21 protein-coding genes and 1 other RNA gene are annotated in these 18763 nt (G+C 41.7%); 9 read left to right on the forward strand and 13 right to left on the reverse strand.

Annotated elements, in window-relative coordinates; all coding sequences use genetic code 11:
• Nucleotide 1 precedes the first annotated feature (1 nt).
• The 6 genes from AAEO56_RS08235 to AAEO56_RS08260 form a co-directional block, all read right to left on the reverse strand.
• The gene (locus tag AAEO56_RS08235) at nt 2-793 is read right to left on the reverse strand and encodes a hypothetical protein (protein ID WP_341696563.1); all 792 of its coding nucleotides are present in this window, start codon (nt 791-793) and stop codon (nt 2-4) included.
• 10 nt (nt 794-803) lie between these two features.
• Nucleotides 804-1595, reverse strand: coding sequence for a DUF7003 family protein (locus AAEO56_RS08240; RefSeq protein ID WP_341696564.1), 792 nt, complete (start codon nt 1593-1595; stop codon nt 804-806).
• Nucleotides 1596-1700: 105 nt separating this feature from the next.
• Complete coding sequence (locus AAEO56_RS08245) at nt 1701-2189, reverse strand: DNA polymerase III subunit gamma/tau (RefSeq protein WP_341696565.1); 489 nt, start codon at nt 2187-2189, stop codon at nt 1701-1703.
• 188 nt (nt 2190-2377) lie between these two features.
• Nucleotides 2378-3463 carry a DNA polymerase III subunit gamma/tau gene (dnaX, locus tag AAEO56_RS08250; RefSeq protein ID WP_341696566.1) on the reverse strand — a complete coding sequence of 362 codons (1086 nt, stop codon included), beginning with the start codon at nt 3461-3463 and terminating at the stop codon, nt 2378-2380.
• A 140-nt stretch (nt 3464-3603) separates the two neighbouring features.
• Entirely contained in the window at nt 3604-4680 is a 1077-nt protein-coding gene (locus AAEO56_RS08255) for a DNA topoisomerase IB (protein WP_341696567.1), read from the reverse strand.
• A 3-nt stretch (nt 4681-4683) separates the two neighbouring features.
• A complete protein-coding gene (locus tag AAEO56_RS08260) occupies nt 4684-4995 on the reverse strand; it encodes a hypothetical protein (RefSeq protein WP_341696568.1) in 312 nt (103 codons plus the stop codon).
• Between the two features lie 232 nt (nt 4996-5227).
• Between AAEO56_RS08260 and rnpB the strand changes: the two genes are divergently transcribed.
• Nucleotides 5228-5545: RNase P RNA component class A (gene rnpB / locus AAEO56_RS08265), an RNA gene on the forward strand.
• Here rnpB and AAEO56_RS08270 read toward each other — a convergent pair.
• The 4 genes from AAEO56_RS08270 to AAEO56_RS08285 all read right to left on the reverse strand — a co-directional run bounded on the left by AAEO56_RS08270 (nt 5540) and on the right by AAEO56_RS08285 (nt 7522).
• Nucleotides 5540-5833, reverse strand: a complete 294-nt coding sequence (locus AAEO56_RS08270; RefSeq protein WP_341696569.1) for a type II toxin-antitoxin system RelE/ParE family toxin — start codon at nt 5831-5833, stop codon at nt 5540-5542. The genes rnpB and AAEO56_RS08270 overlap by 6 nt on opposite strands.
• Entirely contained in the window at nt 5830-6072 is a 243-nt protein-coding gene (locus AAEO56_RS08275) for a type II toxin-antitoxin system ParD family antitoxin (RefSeq protein ID WP_341696570.1), read from the reverse strand. Before AAEO56_RS08275 ends, AAEO56_RS08270 begins: the two co-directional genes overlap by 4 nt.
• A 65-nt stretch (nt 6073-6137) precedes the next feature.
• Nucleotides 6138-6722: a 16S rRNA (guanine(966)-N(2))-methyltransferase RsmD gene (gene rsmD, locus AAEO56_RS08280; RefSeq protein WP_341696571.1), complete on the reverse strand. Its 585-nt coding sequence runs from the start codon at nt 6720-6722 to the stop codon at nt 6138-6140.
• Nucleotides 6719-7522: a DUF3822 family protein gene (locus tag AAEO56_RS08285; protein ID WP_341696572.1), complete on the reverse strand. Its 804-nt coding sequence runs from the start codon at nt 7520-7522 to the stop codon at nt 6719-6721. The genes rsmD and AAEO56_RS08285 overlap by 4 nt, the downstream gene beginning before the upstream one ends.
• 113 nt (nt 7523-7635) lie before the next feature.
• Here AAEO56_RS08285 and AAEO56_RS08290 point away from each other — a divergent pair, with 113 nt between their 5' ends.
• From AAEO56_RS08290 to kdsB, 3 genes are all read left to right on the forward strand, one after another.
• A complete protein-coding gene (locus tag AAEO56_RS08290) occupies nt 7636-8241 on the forward strand; it encodes a DUF6891 domain-containing protein (RefSeq protein ID WP_341696573.1) in 606 nt (201 codons plus the stop codon).
• A gap of 150 nt (nt 8242-8391) precedes the next feature.
• Nucleotides 8392-9810 (forward strand): ATP-dependent DNA helicase, encoded by a 1419-nt coding sequence (locus AAEO56_RS08295; protein ID WP_341696574.1) that lies wholly within the window; start codon nt 8392-8394, stop codon nt 9808-9810.
• Nucleotides 9811-9978: 168 nt separating this feature from the next.
• Nucleotides 9979-10704, forward strand: a complete 726-nt coding sequence (gene kdsB / locus AAEO56_RS08300) for a 3-deoxy-manno-octulosonate cytidylyltransferase (RefSeq protein WP_341696575.1) — start codon at nt 9979-9981, stop codon at nt 10702-10704.
• Nucleotides 10705-10804: 100 nt separating this feature from the next.
• Here kdsB and AAEO56_RS08305 read toward each other — a convergent pair whose 3' ends face one another.
• Nucleotides 10805-11467 (reverse strand): spermidine synthase, encoded by a 663-nt coding sequence (locus tag AAEO56_RS08305; RefSeq protein ID WP_341696576.1) that lies wholly within the window; start codon nt 11465-11467, stop codon nt 10805-10807.
• A 58-nt stretch (nt 11468-11525) separates the two neighbouring features.
• Between AAEO56_RS08305 and AAEO56_RS08310 the strand changes: the two genes are divergently transcribed.
• A complete protein-coding gene (locus AAEO56_RS08310; RefSeq protein WP_341696577.1) occupies nt 11526-12065 on the forward strand; it encodes a 1-acyl-sn-glycerol-3-phosphate acyltransferase in 540 nt (179 codons plus the stop codon).
• Between the two features lie 204 nt (nt 12066-12269).
• On the opposite strand, the gene AAEO56_RS08315 is transcribed toward AAEO56_RS08310, so the two are convergent.
• The gene (locus AAEO56_RS08315) at nt 12270-12770 is read right to left on the reverse strand and encodes a helix-turn-helix domain-containing protein (RefSeq protein ID WP_341696578.1); all 501 of its coding nucleotides are present in this window, start codon (nt 12768-12770) and stop codon (nt 12270-12272) included.
• Between the two features lie 269 nt (nt 12771-13039).
• Between AAEO56_RS08315 and AAEO56_RS08320 the strand changes: the two genes are divergently transcribed.
• The 4 genes from AAEO56_RS08320 to AAEO56_RS08335 all read left to right on the forward strand — a co-directional run bounded on the left by AAEO56_RS08320 (nt 13040) and on the right by AAEO56_RS08335 (nt 18017).
• Nucleotides 13040-14194: a M14 family metallopeptidase gene (locus tag AAEO56_RS08320; protein WP_341696579.1), complete on the forward strand. Its 1155-nt coding sequence runs from the start codon at nt 13040-13042 to the stop codon at nt 14192-14194.
• A gap of 82 nt (nt 14195-14276) precedes the next feature.
• Nucleotides 14277-14756 (forward strand): Lrp/AsnC family transcriptional regulator, encoded by a 480-nt coding sequence (locus AAEO56_RS08325; protein WP_026300077.1) that lies wholly within the window; start codon nt 14277-14279, stop codon nt 14754-14756.
• A 78-nt stretch (nt 14757-14834) separates the two neighbouring features.
• On the forward strand, nt 14835-17408 hold the full coding sequence (locus AAEO56_RS08330; protein WP_341696580.1) for a phosphoenolpyruvate carboxylase: 2574 nt from the start codon (nt 14835-14837) through the stop codon (nt 17406-17408).
• Nucleotides 17409-17498: 90 nt separating this feature from the next.
• Entirely contained in the window at nt 17499-18017 is a 519-nt protein-coding gene (locus tag AAEO56_RS08335) for a DinB family protein (protein WP_341696581.1), read from the forward strand.
• Nucleotides 18018-18232: 215 nt separating this feature from the next.
• Here AAEO56_RS08335 and AAEO56_RS08340 read toward each other — a convergent pair whose 3' ends face one another.
• The gene (locus AAEO56_RS08340) at nt 18233-18703 is read right to left on the reverse strand and encodes a hypothetical protein (RefSeq protein ID WP_341696582.1); all 471 of its coding nucleotides are present in this window, start codon (nt 18701-18703) and stop codon (nt 18233-18235) included.
• Between the last annotated feature and the right edge of the window lie 60 nt (nt 18704-18763).

Here is an 18763-nt window from a genome sequence, read left to right on the forward strand (position 1 = left end):
GCTAAAAGACCTTAATCCTTATATACTGATGCTCATCATTCACCTCACCATCCGGTGACCAGTATTCTTTCGGATGATTGACCGAAACATAGAGCCATCCGTCACTGCCATAAAACGATTCCTGGGGCATCCAGTTTTTAAAACTTACTATAAATAAGGGAACAATAGCGCCGTTGTCGATACTGTCTACACTAAGATCGCCCGATTCCGGTGCATAGATATTGGCATACAACGAAACGATAAATTTTTTATCCGGGGAAATGAGAGGAAAAGCCTGATACGTTTCGGTATCCCTGCCGGTTGTCATGTCTATAAGCATATAGCCATAATCTTCATAGTAGGTGCCCAAAACTATAAACTGATTAATTACAGGCAGTTTTCCTTCATAACTAAATGTCTTATGTGTTTCTGTATCAGTTGTGTCGTCAACAAAAGTCAGTATGCTGTCACGGGCTTTTACCGTGAGGACACTATCGATCTTTGTGGCTCCGGCGGTATCTTCCACCCAAAAATTCACAGCCGTCTTTTGACTGCTTTCAAACATTTGCTGATTTATAATTTCAATCTTTAATTTGGAGGCAAGTATACTGTCGTTATTCCGGTATACTTCATTAAAATTTATATTCTCATCCCCGGGAAGATAAAGATCCGCTTTCATTACATTTTCGGTAGTAACTGTAGTTTCTTCGGTTACTGCCTCCGGATTTTCAGGCAAGGTAGCATCTGGAACCGGCATTTTGCTTTTGCAGGAGAAGAGTAGTATTAAGATAAGGGCTGTGAGTAGTTGTTTCATTTAATATGATTCATAAGTGGCCTGATTCCCAATTTGACCAATGATTATTACTTTTTAACGTTGGCTTCCAAAAAGAAGTATCACCGGTTGATAAAATTTTTGCGATCATTAAAAATGTTTCCTGATTGCTTGGGAAAATTGCATCATGGCTACTAATATAATGAAATTCACTAATAGTCATTATTTTTGGGATATCCGTAGGTAGATGCGTCATGATTTCTATTTCTGTTGCGGACACTAATTCTGGATATGTTTCATTATAGAATCGTATTATATCACCATATCCTATCAATTTTTCTGGATTATCAAATTCTCTGGGTTGGATGCCTAATTTTATATATTTATTAATGTCCTGATCTATTGGAACATTTCTCTCATGGATATTTATAGTTAAAGCTTCCGGACTGATAAGTTCAAACTGTTCCATCTCACTACCTTTTTTATTGCGTATTCTTTCATACTCTTCAGATGATACCAATTCTATTGTTTCACAATTTGTGATATAGCTTCTTTCAGGATATTTGCTAATTGGATAATCGATGCAATTTCCAATATAATCTAATTCAATTACGCCGGCACCACCACGATTTAGATAACCACATTTTTCAAATACAATTGCCCATCTGTTTTTATCACCGTACAAATGTATTTTGTTACCCGCAGTTTCGAAATACCCATGTTCCAGATCTATGAAAAAATTATATTTTATATCTTCCTCATTTCCATCAGGAAAATCATCAGAAGGAATTCCCTGAAATGCTAAATCTAATTTTTCTAAAATTTCCGTTTCGGTAAAATTCATTATCATTTTGCTTGATTGACAATATATAATTGTTGGCGAAATTAGGATAAATAGTATATATCTGTATACTGCTCTGGTATTCATATTGCTATCGCTATATAAAAATTAAAAATCCAGATCAAACATCTTCCTCAGCGTTTCCACAGCGGGATTAATAGCTTTTAATTTATCAAATTTCTCCTGTGGGGTAAAGGCGTGCCTTGAAGAAACCACTTCGTTCACATGCACATCAATAACAATATCATGGTTGTGGAGCTTGCCGCGAAGGTAGCCCAGAAGTTCGTGCTTATTATTGTCAAAATCCACTTTAGAGCCTCCATTGGGGAGTTCCAGACGGATGGTAAAGCCATCGGCATCCAGCACAGGGTCGTTGATGAGCATGTAGGTCGACATGATCTTTTGGCCGCTGTCACTAAGGCGCTGCGCGAACTTATTCCATTGCAGGCGCATGTCGGTCTCATTGAATGCTTCACGGGGAAGCTCGTCAGCATGCTTTATCAGGTTTTTCTGGGTTTCCTGCAGCTCCCGTTTCATCTTAAGCCCTGCAAGCGAGAATGCAGAAACCCTGACTTCGCCTTCATCCTGCACTTTCACAATAACAGGCTTAACCTCTTCAGGTTCCTCGACTTCAAGTTCAGTAGTAGGAAGGGGAGTGATGCCTGCGGGTTTTTCCTCTATCGAAACAGAAACGGTTTCAATCGTAACTTCAGGCGTTTGTACAATAGTTTCCTCGACCCTGACCTTAATAGCCGGGGCGTTATCCTTATAATAATGGGGAGGGATTATAAACTGGTCAGCTTTTTTTTTTCTCCATCAAAGGTGATGGAGGCAAGCTGCATGAGGCAAAGCTCAACGAGCAGGCGTTGGTTTTGGCTTACTTTGTATTTGAGGTCGCATTCGTTGGCAACGTCTATTCCTTTAAGCAAAAACTCCTGGCTGGCCTTTTGCGACTGCGCCCTGTACAACTGTTGTGCGGCTTCACCTGCTTCAAGCAATACCAGTGTAGCCGGGTTTTTACACACCAGCAGATCACGGAAGTGGGAGGCAAGCCCTGCCACAAAATGGTGACCGTCAAAGCCTTTTGCAAGGATATCATTATAAGCAAGTAATAGGTCAGGGATGCGGTTTTCCAGCAGCAGGTCGGTCACCTTTACATAGTACTCATAATCGAGTACGTTCAGGTTTTCGGTAACGGCCTGTCTTGTGAGGTTATTGCCGCAATAGCTCACCACACGGTCAAATATCGAAAGTGCATCACGCATGGCACCATCAGCCTTCTGTGCAATGATATGCAGTGCGTCGTCTTCAAAAGTAATTCCCTGGCTGCGCGCTACGTCGGCAAGGTGTTCTTTGGCATCTTTAACAGTTATCCGCTTAAAGTCGAATATCTGGCAGCGTGAAAGTATCGTTGGGATGATCTTGTGCTTCTCTGTAGTAGCGAGTATAAAAATGGCATGTCTTGGAGGTTCTTCCAGTGTTTTCAGGAACGCATTGAAGGCAGCCTGCGAAAGCATATGCACCTCATCTATAATATATACCTTATACTTTCCGGTCTGGGGTGGTATCCTTACCTGGTCGATAAGGCTCCTGATATCGTCAACGGAGTTATTGGAAGCAGCATCAAGCTCAAACACGTTGAAGGCAAAATCCTCATACGGGTCGTCATAGCCTTCCTGATTGATCTTGCGGGCAAGAATACGGGCGCAGGTAGTTTTACCCACACCACGCGGCCCGGTGAACAATAAGGCCTGCGCCAAATGGTTGCTCTCAATGGCATTAAGCAGCGTATTGGTAATAGCCTGCTGGCCCACGACATCTTTAAACGTCTGCGGGCGGTATTTACGGGCTGATACGATGAATTGTTCCATGGAGATAACTGTGGAACAAAGATAAGAATTGCATTGGGATTTTTAGATATTAGATTTTTGGATTGTTAGATTTTATCAACAATAGAACGTAATTATTTTAACCGTAACATCTAATGGTCTAAAATCTAATATCTAACAATCTATGCAACCACCTCCGCTATATCTTCAGTGCTTAGCAAATCCAATAGTGCTTTTTCTTTGGCATTAAGCTCACCAATATTGGTATGGTCTTCAGAATTGTAATTCCATATAGTCCCTTTTTCATAAGAGGCTATCACTGTAGGGTGGACGTAATATTTCCGGCTTACCGTGCGCGTATTGCCCAGCTTTTGCGCCACCGAATCGAGTACATTTACGATCTTCTTTTTGCAATCACTGTCGCTTGAAAATTCGCCCAGTTCATGGAAGGCACACAATGCATTGAGGCTGCCCGCCCACGCCCTGAAATCTTTGGCAGTAAAATCCTCTCCTGATATTTCCTTTATATAATGGTTCACATCGCCGGATCCTATCGCGTGGTGGTTGCCAGCATCGTCATAATACTGGAAAAGCTCCTGTCCCGGAATGTCCCTGCATTTCTTTACGAGGTTGGCCATGCGGCGGCTTTGCAATTTTATCTTATGCTTTACACCTTTTTTTCCAACAAAATCAAATTCCACCATCGCTCCATCGAATTTCACGTGTTTGTCGCGTAATGTGGTTAGCCCAAAAGACCCATAAAGCTTTTTATAGGCATCGTTGCCAATCCTTATGTTGGTCAACTCGATCAGTTTTACAACAAGGGCAATGACCTTTTCGCGCGGGAGTCCTTTTCGTGCAAGGTCTTTATCTACTTGTTCACGAATGTGCGGCAGCGCTTCGGCAAACCTGCGAAGGCGGAAGAATTTCGACTGGTTGCGTATCTTGTTCCAGTTGGGGTGGTAGCGGTATTGCTTACGGCCTTTAGTGTCAATACCGGTAACCTGCAGGTGGCCGTTCTCAAAAGGGGATATCCACACACTTTCCCATGCCGGGGGAATCACCAACGTTTTAATGCGTTCCAGGGCTTCTTTGTCTTTCACAGTTTTCCCCGACTCATCTATATATGAAAAGCCATTGGCCTTCCGCTTCCTGTAATAGCCTTTATCCGACTTTAAAGAATAGCGAAGGCCAACAGCTTTGGCAGTGATTTTTGGGTCACGCCCAATTTTTTCAAGTTTTGTAAGCAGCCTGCTCATAGCTTATTGCTGCTGTTCGGCACGGCCTCTTATCGACATATCGAGCAATACTTTCGAAGCGCCTTCTTCGCTGAATGATCCGGGGCTTACCACGAATACACCTTTTTCGCCTGTTTTAGATTTAATGCCATAAACAGTAGCCTCATCTCCGGGATCGCTTTCACCTTCATAGCGGTAGATATGAGAAATTTCAAAGTTTTCCGACTCGGTTTTTATGCGCTCTTCCTCAAGGTTGAAGTCGGTCGTATAGCCTTTGTCGTTAAGTTCCTGTAACGCCTTGGATACTGTGGCGTAATGATACATCTGTCTCTCCATGATATTTTGATTTATGTTAGCTGTTTTATTTACCTTAAAATTAGCCAATCCTTTCGTGTTGTTGCGCCAATGAATTGTTAAGGTTTTTCTTAAGGATTTTTTAAATTTCAGATTCAGAGTATAGATTTCAGATTGAACTTCACTCGGATCTGCTTATAGGTACTCATTAAGTGTATGAGTGGCAAATCTGAAATCAACACTCTGAAATCTGAAATAATAACGTACTTTTGCACCAGCAGGCCGCCTTATCGCGTTCTGACCACAGAGCGAGGAAAGTCCGGACACCAGAGGGCAGCATAGCGGGTAATGCCCGTCACTGCGGTATGCAGAACCGCGGGAGGACAAGTGCAACAGAAAGTATGTACAGGTAATGCTGTAGTGAAACCAGGTAAACTCTATGCGGTGAAATGCCATGTACACCGGCTATATGTAGGGCGGCCCGTCCGATGCCGGGGGGTAGGCAGATAGAACCATGCAGTAATGTATGGCCCAGATAAATGATAAGGGCTCCGAGGGAGTACAGAATCCGGCTTACAGGCCTGCTTTATTTTAACCTACTTTGGATATCCATCATTTGATGGAGTATCCTTACGATCTCAATAACATCGTTTTCTGCTTTTTTGTAAAAGATAAGATGTGATCTTACTTTAGAGACCATATATCCCTTTTTAACAATATCCATATTCCTTCCGCTTTCAAAATGTGAGGAGATATATTCAATTTCATCAAGAATGAGATCGTAATATCTGTCGGCCTGTTCAGCCGACCATGTTTCGAAAGTATAAAACCAAATATTGTTAAGATCTTTGAAAGCTTCTTCACTTATGTAGTACTTCATAAGTGTTTATTGTGCAGTTCCTGCAAATGTTTTTTACGGTCAAAATCCTTTACCATACCGCTCTTTTCACCGATTTCAAGTTCTTTACGTAATAACCTGATCTTTTGTTCTTCTATCTCAAGAAGACGGAGCGCAGACCTAACAACATCACTTGCAGAATTATACCTTCCTGAAGCTACTTCATCTTTAATAAAATCCTCAAAATGATCTCCTAACAAAATGGATGTGTTCTTTGCCATAAATTTAAATTTATTTAAAAGTACCAAAACATGGTATATTAAGCAAATATTTATTAAGAATTTTACTATTCCTCTCCATCGTCGCCTTCATCATCAATCCCACTATCATCTTTCTCAAACTCAAAAAAAGAAAATGTCGATCCCCCGTATTTCTTGGCGAACGAAAAATTCATCATGTGGTCCAGTGTGGTGTGTTTGGAATGCTCTATGATCATCATGCCGTCTTCGTGCAGCAGGTCATTTTCAAAAACAAGGCTCACCACATCCTCAAACTCTTTTTGCGATGAATTATAAGGCGGGTCGGCTACAATGATATCGTAGGCCGATTTATGGCTTTTCAGGAATTTATACACGTCGTTCTTTACGGCAGCAATGTTGAAGTCGAACTCTGCCGCTGTCTGCTTTATGAATTTTATGCAACCCAGGTCGGCATCCACGGCAGTAATGCTCGTTGCCCCGCGTGACCCGAACTCATAGCTAAGGTTGCCCGTGCCTGCAAAAATATCGAGCACCTTTAGCCCTTCAAAGTCAAAACGGTTGTTCAGTATGTTGAACAGCGATTCTTTAGACATATCGGTCGTTGGCCTTACAGGCAGCCCCTTTGGCGGACTTATCCTGCGGCCTTTATATTTTCCTGAAATGATCCTCATGAGTTGAATAGTATATAATGTTCCAATGCTTCTGCACTGGTTTTGCCCCATTTTTCCTGCAATGCCGTGGCATCATAGAGGGCGATATTTCGTATATAAGTATAAGCCAGCGCAAAGCAGGGGTGGCTTTCATCGATCTTGCCAAGCACGCTTACCTTCGCCGTTTCCGGGTTCAGGAACAGCTGCTCCATGGTAAAGAGCAGGTAGTATAAAAAGTCTTCCGGTGTCTTGTATTCGAATGAGTTGTACAGTAGCAGCTTCTGGTTGCGTACCACTACGATCTCAAAATGGCTGTGCTGAACGTGTACATATACCTGCTTCTCATCATTATTTTTGGAAGCATCCAGCAATTTTGCGACAAGCACGCTGTTTACATTCTTGTATTCAAACGCGCCAAACTGGTCAATTAGGAAGTTATTCACATTGATCAGCGGAACGTAAACGTTGTTCAGTTCGTAATTGCCAATAGCATCAAACGTAAAGAAATCGGTTTCAAAAACCTTAGTATTGTATTGAAGGTAGCTGCCAATGTAATTTTCATCGAAAAGTGCAACGGGCACGAACGTATTAAAGCTGTTGTCGTGCAGCACCATGATCTCGTCGTAGGGGCGGGTAAGCTGCGGGTGGTTCACGAACGCCTTCCAAAGTTCCTCTTCAATAGGGCTGTATTTTGAGAACGTCACCGACTTACAACTCGTTATCTCCCAGTTGAGCGTGTCAAAGCAGCAGAACGACATGCCGTTTTGCGCGATCTGAAGTGACAGTTTCTTGTAATTTTTAGCGGTGATGGTCTCAGTCATTGAACAGCTTGGGTTGGGTTACAAATTTACATTCTTTTTTGGTTAATCATACTGATAAAAGCCGTAATCGCTTATATTTGGCTTCAGGAAATAACCAATATAAAGATACACCTGTGGAGAAATTAGAAGATTACAAAGAAGATATAGATAAAAAGATTAAGAGCGGTTTTTTTGGCTCCAATGACATTATATCCAGTTACTCGGAGATAGGGCTTGACCGCGGGGAGCTGGAAAAATATGTAAAAGAAACCGCGAAACAACACGCTGCCACTGTGCAGGTTTCGGCTAATCTGCTTTCACTTAAAAAAGTATTCGACGAGCTTTCCGCAGAAGGCTATATTACTTTGCACAAGGCGGGTTATACGAGTTCGGATGCTTACGATATGATCGATGATGTGCTCGCAGAAACGAATTTTAAGCCCTACGGTTATATACTATATAATGAGCAGGACCTGAACAGGTGCCTGGATGACGGCGAACTGACATTGTCGTTTGGCGCTTTTCGCGATACCGAACAAACGCAGTCCAATGGTAAAAATAAAGTAGAAACAGGGGCCTATTTTAAATCAAAGCTTGAAGCGGAAGGGTTTATTGTCGATTGGGATGGAAGCCCTGACAGAAAGATAACGATACTGGATTTTGACTTCAAAAACTATTTTGATGGCGAGGACTGGTACTATACAAGGAGCCTTGGTATTTTAAATAAGAAAGCAGTATAAGCGTAATTATATAAAGAGAAAGGTAGCCACGAATTACACTAATTTCACAAATTTTTGCCAATCGGCCTGTTTTACAAATTCGTTTAATTGGTGCAATTCGCCGCTAAAACTTTCCCTATCTTTGAAATTCAAATAAACCCAATCCCATTAATGAATTCGCCTGCATTTTATAAGCTTCTCCGCCAAAATTTCCCGTTCAGCCCCACAGTCAAGCAGGACATATTTTTGCAGAAGGCAGCCGAATTCATTACCAATGACAGCAAGGACGAACTTTTTGTATTGAAAGGCTATGCGGGTACAGGAAAAACGACCATCATCTCTACAATAGTGAACAATTTGGCAGAAGCCAATAAAAAATATGTTCTGCTGGCGCCCACAGGCCGTGCTGCAAAAGTCATCGCCGGCTATTCCAACAAGCCTGCATTTACTATACATAAACGTATTTATTTCCCTAAAAAGGGGAGTGGCGGGATGGTAGGCTTTACGAAGCAACCGAATAAGTTTACTAACACGATCTTTATTGTTGATGAGGCTTCCATGATATCTGATACGGTACAGGAATCGAAAATGTATGAGAACGGCTCCCTGCTTGACGACCTGATATCCTATGTATACTCAGGGAAGAACTGTAAAATGATGCTCATAGGCGATACGGCACAGCTGCCCCCCGTGAATTCCGACCTAAGCCCCGCGCTGGATATCGACTCGCTTGCGCGAAATTATTACAAGGATGTACAGCATATTGAGCTTGATGAGGTTATGCGCCAGGAAGAGAATTCGGGGATATTATACAATGCAACGGAACTGAGGGAAATACTCAAATCGGCGTTTTTCGACAGCTTCCAGTTTCAGGTGAAAGGATTTAAGGATATCATTCGATTAGTAGATGGATATGATATACAGGACGCTATAACACAGGCCTACAGCAATTACAGTATTGAGGATACGGCGTTTATCGTGCGTTCCAACAAGCGCGCCAACCAGTACAACCAACAGATACGTACGCGGATTTTATCGCGCGAAAGCGAACTTTCTACCGGAGATTATATGATGGTGGTAAAGAATAACTATTTTTGGCTTGACGAAAAGAGTGAAGCCGGCTTTATCGCTAATGGCGACATAATTGAAATACTGGAAATTTTCAGGATAGAGGAGCTGTACGGTTTTAAGTTTGCCAAAGTAAAAGTGCGGATGGTCGATTATCCCAACCAACAGCCGTTGGAAACCGTGCTGTTGCTGGATACTGTGGAAAGCGAATCGCCATCATTGACATACGAGGAATCGAACCGCCTGTACCGGGAAGTGATGAAAGATTATGAGGGAGAGGCTCAGTACCGCAAGTTCCTGAAAGTGAAGAATAACCCACATTTCAATGCGTTGCAGGTCAAGTTCTCCTACGCCATCACCTGCCATAAATCGCAGGGCGGGCAGTGGAACACGGTCTTTATAGAGCAGCCTTATCTGCCGGATGGTATTACAAAGGATTATATCCGGTGGCTGTATACTGCCGTGACAAGGGCTAAAGATAAATTGTATTTGATTGGATTTAAGGATGAAAGTTTTGAATAGGACTCACCCCTCCCGATAGCTATCGGGACTCCAAAGGAGAGGGGGCAGCTACACTCTTGCTGGTCATTAATGACAAAATGAAAAATGAATTAACAACTTAATACTACGCCTAACTCCAACAGTGCCCTCTCCTTTGGAGAGGGGTCGGGTGAGGCCAAATTGTACGATATGAAAATAATAGCCGTAATCCCTGCACGATATGCCAGTACCCGTTTCCCAGCCAAGCTTATGCAGGACCTTGGTGGCAAGACCGTAATTACCCGCACCTACCAGGCAGCGCTAAACACCGGGCTGTTTGATGATGTATTTGTGGTAACCGATTCTGATATAATTTTCGATGAGATCGTTTCCAATGGCGGCAAGGCTATTATAAGCATAAAGAAGCACGAAAGCGGCAGTGACCGCATTGCCGAAGCTGTAGAGAACCTTGATGTAGATATAGTTGTGAATGTCCAAGGCGATGAGCCTTTCATTAATAAAGAACCGCTGGCTGATGTGCTCGAAGTTTTCAAGAGCGATACTGCCCACGAGATCGACCTTGCTTCTTTAATGATGCACATTACCGACTGGGACGACATAGAAAACCCCAACAATGTAAAAGTGATTGTAGACCAGAAGAACTTTGCGCTGTATTTTTCACGTTCCGTGATTCCATACCCGCGGGATAAGGAGGCAGGAGTAAGGTACTTCCGCCATATAGGTATATATGCCTTCAGGAAGCATGCGCTGCTGGATTTTTACAAACTGCCAATGAAGTCGCTTGAAGCTTCTGAAAAATTAGAGCAGTTGCGCTATCTCGAATATGGAAAAAAAATAAGGATGGTCGAAACAAGCCATGCCGGTATCGGGATCGATACGCCTGAAGATTTAGAGAAGGCGAAGAAAATGCTATAGGCCTCACCCCAACCCTCTCCAAAGGAGAGGGAGCAGCTTCACTCATATGTAATTCATCTGTGCAATAGCCACTAATATCCATGTCATGCCTGTTGCAATATCACTTCAGTTTCTTTATCGTAAAAAGCTCATTATGGTCCTCTACTTTTGGATACATCCGTACCGAATATTCATCTGAAAATCGTGACTTGTAATGTAAGTTTCGTTCTTTATTCTCATTGGTCAATGTCATGGTATTGAATAGAATGAAGCCATTTACCTTAAGTAAAAAATTGATACGGTTTATCCAAAAGTCCTCAAACAAAAAGTTAGGCATTTCGGTGTCCTTAAAGATATCAATAATGATTAGGTCGTATCTTTCTTTTGTCTTCAGAACGAACTCAAAAGCATCATCGATCACGATTTCGCAATTGGCTATTTTGTCAAGACCGAAGTAGGTATTGGCGATCTCAATAGCCGCCGGGTCTATTTCCACACCGGTTATTTTGCCTTTGAATTTTATCTCATCCGCAAGTGTTTTTATAACGCTTCCTGCAGCAACCCCAAGCACGAGCACCTTCTCAAAGCCCCGTATTCTTTCGAACCCGATGTAATTTAAGCCCTTCCGAAGGATACGTTGCAGGCTGCCATAGGAATAGTTGGTATTTTTTGAATCAAGCACCAACTGGCCATTATTCCAGGTGACTTCAAGTTTCTGGCTGGTCGCAGAATGCCTTTTGTAAATGTTAATCGGAATGAAAAAACTAAGTAGTCGTCTAAACATTTGATAGATTTCAATTCGTAAATATATAGTATTTTTACACCCTGTTTTTAAAGATCACATGAAAAAAATATACCGGTTTATCTTTTTCAGGCTAATGGGCTGGCATATAAAAGGCTCGATGGACAGCGACCTTAAAAAGTCTGTTATTATTGTAGCGCCGCATACCAGTTGGATGGATTTTATTATAGGTGTATTTGCGCGTGGGGCTATTGGCCTGGAAATGCATTTCGTAGCGAAGAAAGAACTGTTCCGGTTTCCATTCGGGGGCTATTTCCGTTGGATGGGCGGGGCGCCGCTCGACAGGCAAAAAAATGAAAACAAGGTTGATGCGATAGCTGCTATTTTTAAGGAAAGGGAAGTATTCCGGCTTGCTATTGCACCTGAAGGCACGAGGAAGAAAGTGGAGCAGTGGAAGACTGGTTTTTATTACATTGCCCTGAAAGCAGAGGTCCCTGTGATTGCGGTAGCTTTTGATTATAGTACTAAAACCGTGACATTAGCGCCTTCGTATTTACTTACAGGTAACAAGGAAACTGATTTTGCTGTTTTACAAAGCAACTATATCGGAGTCACAGGATTCCATAAAGAGAATACCTAAAAGGTTAAGAACAGTTTAACCTTTCCTTGTGGGTTTTTAACAAATGCCCGTTGTAAATTTACAATACAGATTTGAAGATACAAATTAGTCAATAAGATCAGCTTAAAGAAATACCTGTTAGAAGGGTTTATTTGTAAAGAAAATTTGTGTTTGTTTTATTGGTTAATGGCCCCGGCTCGCTTTTTATAAGGCAGTCGGGGTTTTTTAATTTTCAGGGGTATATTCTTTAAACGTACCATCAGAATAAAACAGCAGCACCCTTTCTATTTTCTTCTCTCTTTCCGGTCGTTTTTCAGCTGTTTTAATTTCCTGTTCGCCTTCCGGTGCTATTGTCGACAGAGGCAAAGGTATCTCTGCCTGCGAGAAAAGGTCAGTCACGGCCGCTTCCCTTTTTTCATTATCAGGGCCTGGCGTTGCGGGTGAAACGGGCTGAGCCGGTGCAGATGGAGCAGGGGACGCTATTGCAGGTCCTCCAGTTTCTTTCGGAAATGTACCGGTTCCATTCAGTAACCAATATAGGTCAACGTCCGGGAAATTCTCGGTGATTTTCATTATAAAATCCAGGCTCGGTTTATTTCTTCCCGACAATAAATGGGAGAGGCCTGAACGTTGTACGCCAACTTTATCGGCAAATACCGACGCAGAAAGAGAGTAGTAATCAAGGATTACCTCAAGACGTTTTAAGAAATCATCTGTGTTTACCATTGTAATATATTTAACGTATTACAAATGTAAACAATTCATTAATAACTACAACATTACCTTTGAGAATATTTAAAAAATTTAAACTTAAAGTTTAAATGAATTTACTTAAATCATTGAATTGCATATTTATATATAGATTATCAATACAGCTGATATATAAATACCATAAAAGTTAATTCACTGTGTTACAAATGTAAACAATACTTGAATTTATACTGTTTACATTTGTAAAATGTAAGATGTTTACTTTTGTAATCAAACTATATATCATGAATCTGGAGTCATTCTTTAGTACATATAAAGAAACAACCCTGTACGGTCGTTACATTACCAATAACCATATTGAACCAATACTTGAAGGTTACAAAAGTGTTTTTGAGATTGGCGAACAGGGAAAATCAGTATTGGGAAAACCTGTTTACAGCGTGATCGCGGGGACGGGAAAAACGAGTATTTTTATATGGTCGCAAATGCACGGGAATGAATCGACCACTACTAAAGCTGTTTTCGACTTTCTGTCATTTCTTAAAAGCGATGATGATTTTTCTAAAACCCTTAAAGACAATTTCACCTTTTTTATACTTCCAATAGTAAATCCCGATGGAGCTGAAGCCTATACGCGCGTAAATGCAAATGCTGTCGACCTAAACCGCGATTCGGTCAATCTCTCTCAGCCCGAAAGCAGGATATTGCGAAGATGTTTTGAGGAGTTCAAGCCCGACTACTGTTATAATATGCATGATCAGCGTACGATTTTCGGCGTTGGCGAAGGCCCTCAGCCTGCTACCGTGTCTTTTTTGGCTCCTTCTTATGATGAGGCAAGGGACCTGAATGAAGCGCGCTTAAAAGCTGTAAACGTCATTGTTGCTATGAATGAAACATTGCAACACTATATTCCGGGTCAGGTGGGGCGTTTTGATGACTCGTTCAATATAAACTGTATTGGCGATATGTTCCAATCTCTTGGAGTGCCTACAATACTATTTGAGGCCGGTCATTATGAGGGTGATTATGAAAGGGAAATAACGCGTAAGTTTATCTTTTTTGCATTTTTATCAGGATTTCGTGCGATTTACGAAAACGTTATAGTTGTTAACAAAAGCGTAGATTATTTCAATATTCCTCAAAATAAGATTGTTTTTTATGATATCATCTATAAAAAAGTCAAAATAAATTATGAAAATAAAGAAAAAATCACGAATTTTGCATCACAATATAGGGAAGTGCTATTTGATAATTCTGTAATTTTTCAAGCTATTATTAGCGAAATAGGCAATTTGACTGGTTTGCACGGGCACGCAGAATTTGACTGCAACGGCGCAGAATTTTGTGCTCAGGACCAAAGCAAAATGCCAAAAATTGGAGAAAAAGCAGATTTTTCTATCGGTAAGGGTAGGAAATTTGTTAATGGACAGGAGGTTTAAGCAGCTGTTTTCTTATAAATGTAAGTTATTATTAATTTGATGGGCTGTGCCCGACAACCTTAACCAACTAAAATATACATTTATGAGCAAGTTTCGTTTAGATGAAGTTGATCACCAAATATTAGATATGCTGATTGACAACACCAGGGTACCATTTACTGACATTGCAAAAAAGCTACTGATCTCTGCAGGAACAGTTCACGTAAGGGTTAAAAAGATGGAAGATGCCGGAATCATCATGGGATCATCCCTTACGCTGGATTATGAAAAACTGGGCTATTCTTTTATAGCTTATGTAGGTGTGTTCCTCCATAACACGTCGCAGACTAAATTTGTCCTTGAAAGGATAAATGAAATACCTTTTGTTACCGTGGCGCATGTTACAACCGGAAAATTCAATATCTTCTGTAAAATAAGGGCGAAAGACACCAAACACGCCAAAGAGGTTATCTTTATGATAGATGATATCGAAGGTGTATACAGGACAGAAACGATGATCTCCCTTGAAGAAAGCATCAACGACAAGAAACGCCTTATGCATACAATATTTAAAGATCTGTAAGATTTTTTATAAAAACTTTATAACCCCCATGTTTTTTTGCATGGGGGTTTTTTATTAAATTCAACAAAAAAATACTGTATGTATCCCTCCACGCGAATAGAGCGCTTTAACGAAGAAGTACAGCTCAAATACCAGCTATTCAACAGCATCTTTATAACACTGCCTTTTCAGTCCATCGATAATACCGGCGTATTACTGCCCCTGTTTTCAGAAATCTGTGATGAGGGCTATGAAAACCATAAAAGCCCTGAGCAGATTTTCGACGAATTTACCGGTAAGTATTTGCAAGATGCCACCGAGGAAGAAAAAATCAGCCTCATGTTCCGTTTCATACAATATGTCGAGCGGCAAATCGTGCTTTTTGATGCTATCGAGGATGCTGCCTTTACAAGCCTTAACAACCTTGAAGGCAATGGATCGATAAGGGACAGCCGCGAAAAGGCCGAGAACCGTGGGCAAATGGATGAACTACGGGAGTTTCTTGAAGATTTCCAGGTTCGTGCAGTACTAACGGCACACCCTACGCAATTTTATCCCGGCTCAGTACTCGGTATTATTACCGACCTGACCTCGGCTATAAAAAGGAACAGCCTTGCCGAAGTAAAGCTGCTGCTGTCGCAACTGGGCAAGACTCCTTTTATTAAAAAAGAAAAGCCTACCCCGTATGATGAAGCGGTTAGCCTTTTATGGTATTTGGAAAATGTATTTTACAAGGCTGCCGGCGATATCGTAGCTTTTGTCCAGGAAACGATATATAAAGGGGGAGCGCTCAGGCATCCGGTGCTGTCTTTTGGCTTCTGGCCGGGAGGCGACCGTGACGGCAACCCTTTTGTAACTACCGAAATTACATTAAAAGTTGCCGACAGGCTTCGTTGCTCGATACTGAAATGCTATTATAACGATATACGGCAACTGAAAAGAAAGCTGACGTTTGCAGGTGTTGAGGAAAAAATTACCGACATTGAGCAAAAGTTATACAGGTCAGTTTTCTATTCGAAAGGTGAAATCTACATTACATTGGAAGAATTGAGCGTTGCACTGGCAGATATAAGGGATCTGGTAGTCAATAACCATCAGTCGCTCTATTCTGATGAAATAGACGGGCTTATTAATAAGGTGAACCTTTTCGGGTTTCATTTCGCTTCGCTGGATATCCGGCAGAACAGTAAGATACATGATGCAGTATTTGAAGAGATAATAACATTCCTTTCAAAAGAGAATAAACAGCTTTCAGGTTACGAATCATTTGATGAAGCTGAAAAAATAAAAACACTGGAAGGATTGAAAGCTGCCGTTAAGCCTGAAGATTTTAAAGACGATACACGCAGTACACTGGAATCTATACTTCTTATAAAGACGATACAGGAAAAGAATGGCGAGCAGGGAGCCAACCGCTATATTATAAGCAACAATGAAAGCGCCCTGAACGTGCTGGAGCTTTTAACCATGTTCCGTCTTTTGGGCTGGGAAGAGCCCCCAATAGATATCGTACCGCTTTTCGAAACCGTAGATGATCTTAAAGACGCTGATTCGGTAATGAGATTATTATATGAGAATGACTTATACGCCGCCCACCTGAAACGAAGGGGCAACAGGCAAACAATAATGCTCGGTTTTTCTGACGGTACCAAGGACGGCGGTTACCTGATGGCTAACTGGAGTATCTATAAGGCGAAAGAAAACCTGACGCTTATGGCGCGGGAGCACGATATTAAAGTCGTGTTTTTCGACGGGCGTGGCGGACCGCCGGCAAGGGGAGGAGGCAAGACGCATAAATATTATGCCTCCCAGGGCGCCAGCATCGAAAATAACGAGATTCAGATAACCATACAGGGGCAGACAATAAGCTCTAATTTCGGTACGCTGGATTCGTGCCGCTTTAATCTTGAGAACCTTTTGAGCGCCGGTATAACCAACGGTGTTTTTGATAAAGATAAAAAACAGTTTACCGACGCGCAGAAAGAAACCGTTGATGACCTCGCCCGCCTTGGCTATGAAAAATATACAACTTTTAAGAAGCATCCTAAATTCCTGCCGTACCTTGACCAGATGAGTACGCTGAACTACTATGCCAAAACCAATATAGGCAGCCGCCCTTCGAAAAGGAGCAAATCCGAAGGGATCGTATTTGCCGACCTGCGGGCGATACCATTTGTAGGGTCTTGGAGCCAGCTGAAGCAAAATGTACCCGGCTTTTTTGGGGTGGGATATGCTCTTGGCCAATATGAGCAAAAAGGAGAGTGGGAGAAGGTGCAGGCGCTTTATGATACGTCGCTGTTTTTCAGGACGCTTTTGGAGAACAGCATGATGTCGCTTACCAAATCGTTCTTTCCATTAACAGCCTACATGAAAGAGGACAAAGAATTTGGTGAATTCTGGGAAATCATTTATAATGAATTTTTAGAAACTAAACGCCTGCTCCTCAAAATATCCGGCTATGAAGTACTCATGGAAAACTATCCTGACGGCAGGGCTTCGATAAAAATGCGGGAACATATTGTAGTGCCGCTGCTTACTATTCAGCAATATGCACTCAACAGGATAAGGCAGATAAAAAGTGGCAACAGCGATGAGGGTATGCTCGAAGTGTATGAAAAAATAGTGACTCGCTCCCTTTTTGGGAATATCAATGCCAGCAGGAACTCTGCTTAACGATTTACAGGAGAAACTACGAAAATGTTACTTGGAGCACAGTCGAAATAAGGCATTTTCGTAGTTTTGCCTTTAACCAATTTTAATTTAATGAAAATAACCGATATTTCCCCTGATGAATATGCACCCTACCAGGAAGCCTACATTCATTTAGTCAATGAAGAATATACATTAACTGAAGAACTTGAAATTAGTGTACATAACCTTATCCATTTTGTCCGTGAAATCCCAATGGATAAGTATGATTATCGTTATGCCGAGGGCAAATGGACGATAAAAGATATCCTCCAGCATATTATTGATTCGGAAAGGATATTTGCCTACCGTGCGCTGCGTTTTTCGCGCAATGACACCACACCGTTGCCTGGGTTCGATGAGAACAGCTATGCGGCCAATACCGATGCCGCCAAAAGGAGCATCAATGACCTGCTGACCGAAATGAGCGCCGTGCGCCATGCCAATATCATGATGTTCAAATCATTTACGGCAGAAGACCTTATACGAAAAGGCACGGCTTCAGGCTATACAGTATCGGTGAGGGCGCTTGGTTTCTTGTTAGTCGGTCATCAAAACCATCATATAAAAATATTTAAGGAAAGGTATTTGTAGTTTTCAGCCTGCCTGCCTGCAAAGGGAGGTCGCAGTCTCAGTTTTCACTACCGCCGGTTATTGCGAGCGGAGTTTACGTAGCGCGGCAATCTTTCATTATATGTGATATGGAAAGATTGCTTCGTCGTTCCTCCTCGCAATGACCGACACGGGAGAAAATCCGCGGGGATCAGCCTAATCCGCGTCATCCGCTTTCCCTTTCTTTTATAGACGCGTTACTTACAATCAACTTTATCAAGCACTTCTTTTGAAGTAGCATTCATATCCTTATACTTCCAGATACCATCTTTTCCTTCAACCATTTCGCCGAATTTCACTTCAAGGTTTTTACCGGTAACTATAAAAACAATCTCTTCCTTGTAATTCATTCCCTCTTGCTGGGATGATGCTACCACATTAGCCGTATTCCCGTTAAGGATACCTTTGTAGGTGCTTATCTTTTTATCTTTTTCGAAAGGTTTCCAGTGATAAATGCCATGAATGCTGTCGCCATTACGTTCCACTTCAACGATGATGCTATCCTTAGCCATGACTTTCAGGTAGCATTGTTTTTCCGCTACTGCTTCAGGAGCTGTTTGCTCAACGGTGGTATCTTCTACAACAGTGGTTTCTGTTTTATCTTCTTTTTTCTGGCACGAAACTGCCATAAGCAATCCGGATGCTAAAAGTGCTATTGTGTTTTTCATAAAGAAGTGTTTTTATAAAAGTACTTTATATAAAATAAAAAAAGAACCCTGTTAAGAGTT

Source organism: Flavobacterium arundinis, from assembly GCF_038289855.1.
GTDB lineage: Bacteria > Bacteroidota > Bacteroidia > Flavobacteriales > Flavobacteriaceae > Flavobacterium > Flavobacterium arundinis.

Coding starts and splice junctions, on each gene's coding strand:
- AAEO56_RS08335 (WP_341696581.1), top strand. CDS start 17,499: ATGAAAATAACCGATATTTCCCCTGATGAATATGCACCCTACCAGGAA.
- AAEO56_RS08295 (WP_341696574.1), top strand. CDS start 8,392: ATGAATTCGCCTGCATTTTATAAGCTTCTCCGCCAAAATTTCCCGTTC.
- AAEO56_RS08255 (WP_341696567.1), bottom strand. CDS start 4,680: ATGAGCAGGCTGCTTACAAAACTTGAAAAAATTGGGCGTGACCCAAAA.
- AAEO56_RS08270 (WP_341696569.1), bottom strand. CDS start 5,833: ATGAAGTACTACATAAGTGAAGAAGCTTTCAAAGATCTTAACAATATT.
- AAEO56_RS08320 (WP_341696579.1), top strand. CDS start 13,040: ATGAATCTGGAGTCATTCTTTAGTACATATAAAGAAACAACCCTGTAC.
- AAEO56_RS08305 (WP_341696576.1), bottom strand. CDS start 11,467: ATGTTTAGACGACTACTTAGTTTTTTCATTCCGATTAACATTTACAAA.
- AAEO56_RS08310 (WP_341696577.1), top strand. CDS start 11,526: ATGAAAAAAATATACCGGTTTATCTTTTTCAGGCTAATGGGCTGGCAT.
- AAEO56_RS08275 (WP_341696570.1), bottom strand. CDS start 6,072: ATGGCAAAGAACACATCCATTTTGTTAGGAGATCATTTTGAGGATTTT.
- kdsB (WP_341696575.1), top strand. CDS start 9,979: ATGAAAATAATAGCCGTAATCCCTGCACGATATGCCAGTACCCGTTTC.
- rsmD (WP_341696571.1), bottom strand. CDS start 6,722: ATGAGGATCATTTCAGGAAAATATAAAGGCCGCAGGATAAGTCCGCCA.
- AAEO56_RS08235 (WP_341696563.1), bottom strand. CDS start 793: ATGAAACAACTACTCACAGCCCTTATCTTAATACTACTCTTCTCCTGC.
- AAEO56_RS08330 (WP_341696580.1), top strand. CDS start 14,835: ATGTATCCCTCCACGCGAATAGAGCGCTTTAACGAAGAAGTACAGCTC.
- AAEO56_RS08340 (WP_341696582.1), bottom strand. CDS start 18,703: ATGAAAAACACAATAGCACTTTTAGCATCCGGATTGCTTATGGCAGTT.
- dnaX (WP_341696566.1), bottom strand. CDS start 3,463: ATGGAACAATTCATCGTATCAGCCCGTAAATACCGCCCGCAGACGTTT.
- AAEO56_RS08260 (WP_341696568.1), bottom strand. CDS start 4,995: ATGGAGAGACAGATGTATCATTACGCCACAGTATCCAAGGCGTTACAG.
- AAEO56_RS08240 (WP_341696564.1), bottom strand. CDS start 1,595: ATGAATTTTACCGAAACGGAAATTTTAGAAAAATTAGATTTAGCATTT.
- AAEO56_RS08315 (WP_341696578.1), bottom strand. CDS start 12,770: ATGGTAAACACAGATGATTTCTTAAAACGTCTTGAGGTAATCCTTGAT.
- AAEO56_RS08325 (WP_026300077.1), top strand. CDS start 14,277: ATGAGCAAGTTTCGTTTAGATGAAGTTGATCACCAAATATTAGATATG.
- AAEO56_RS08285 (WP_341696572.1), bottom strand. CDS start 7,522: ATGACTGAGACCATCACCGCTAAAAATTACAAGAAACTGTCACTTCAG.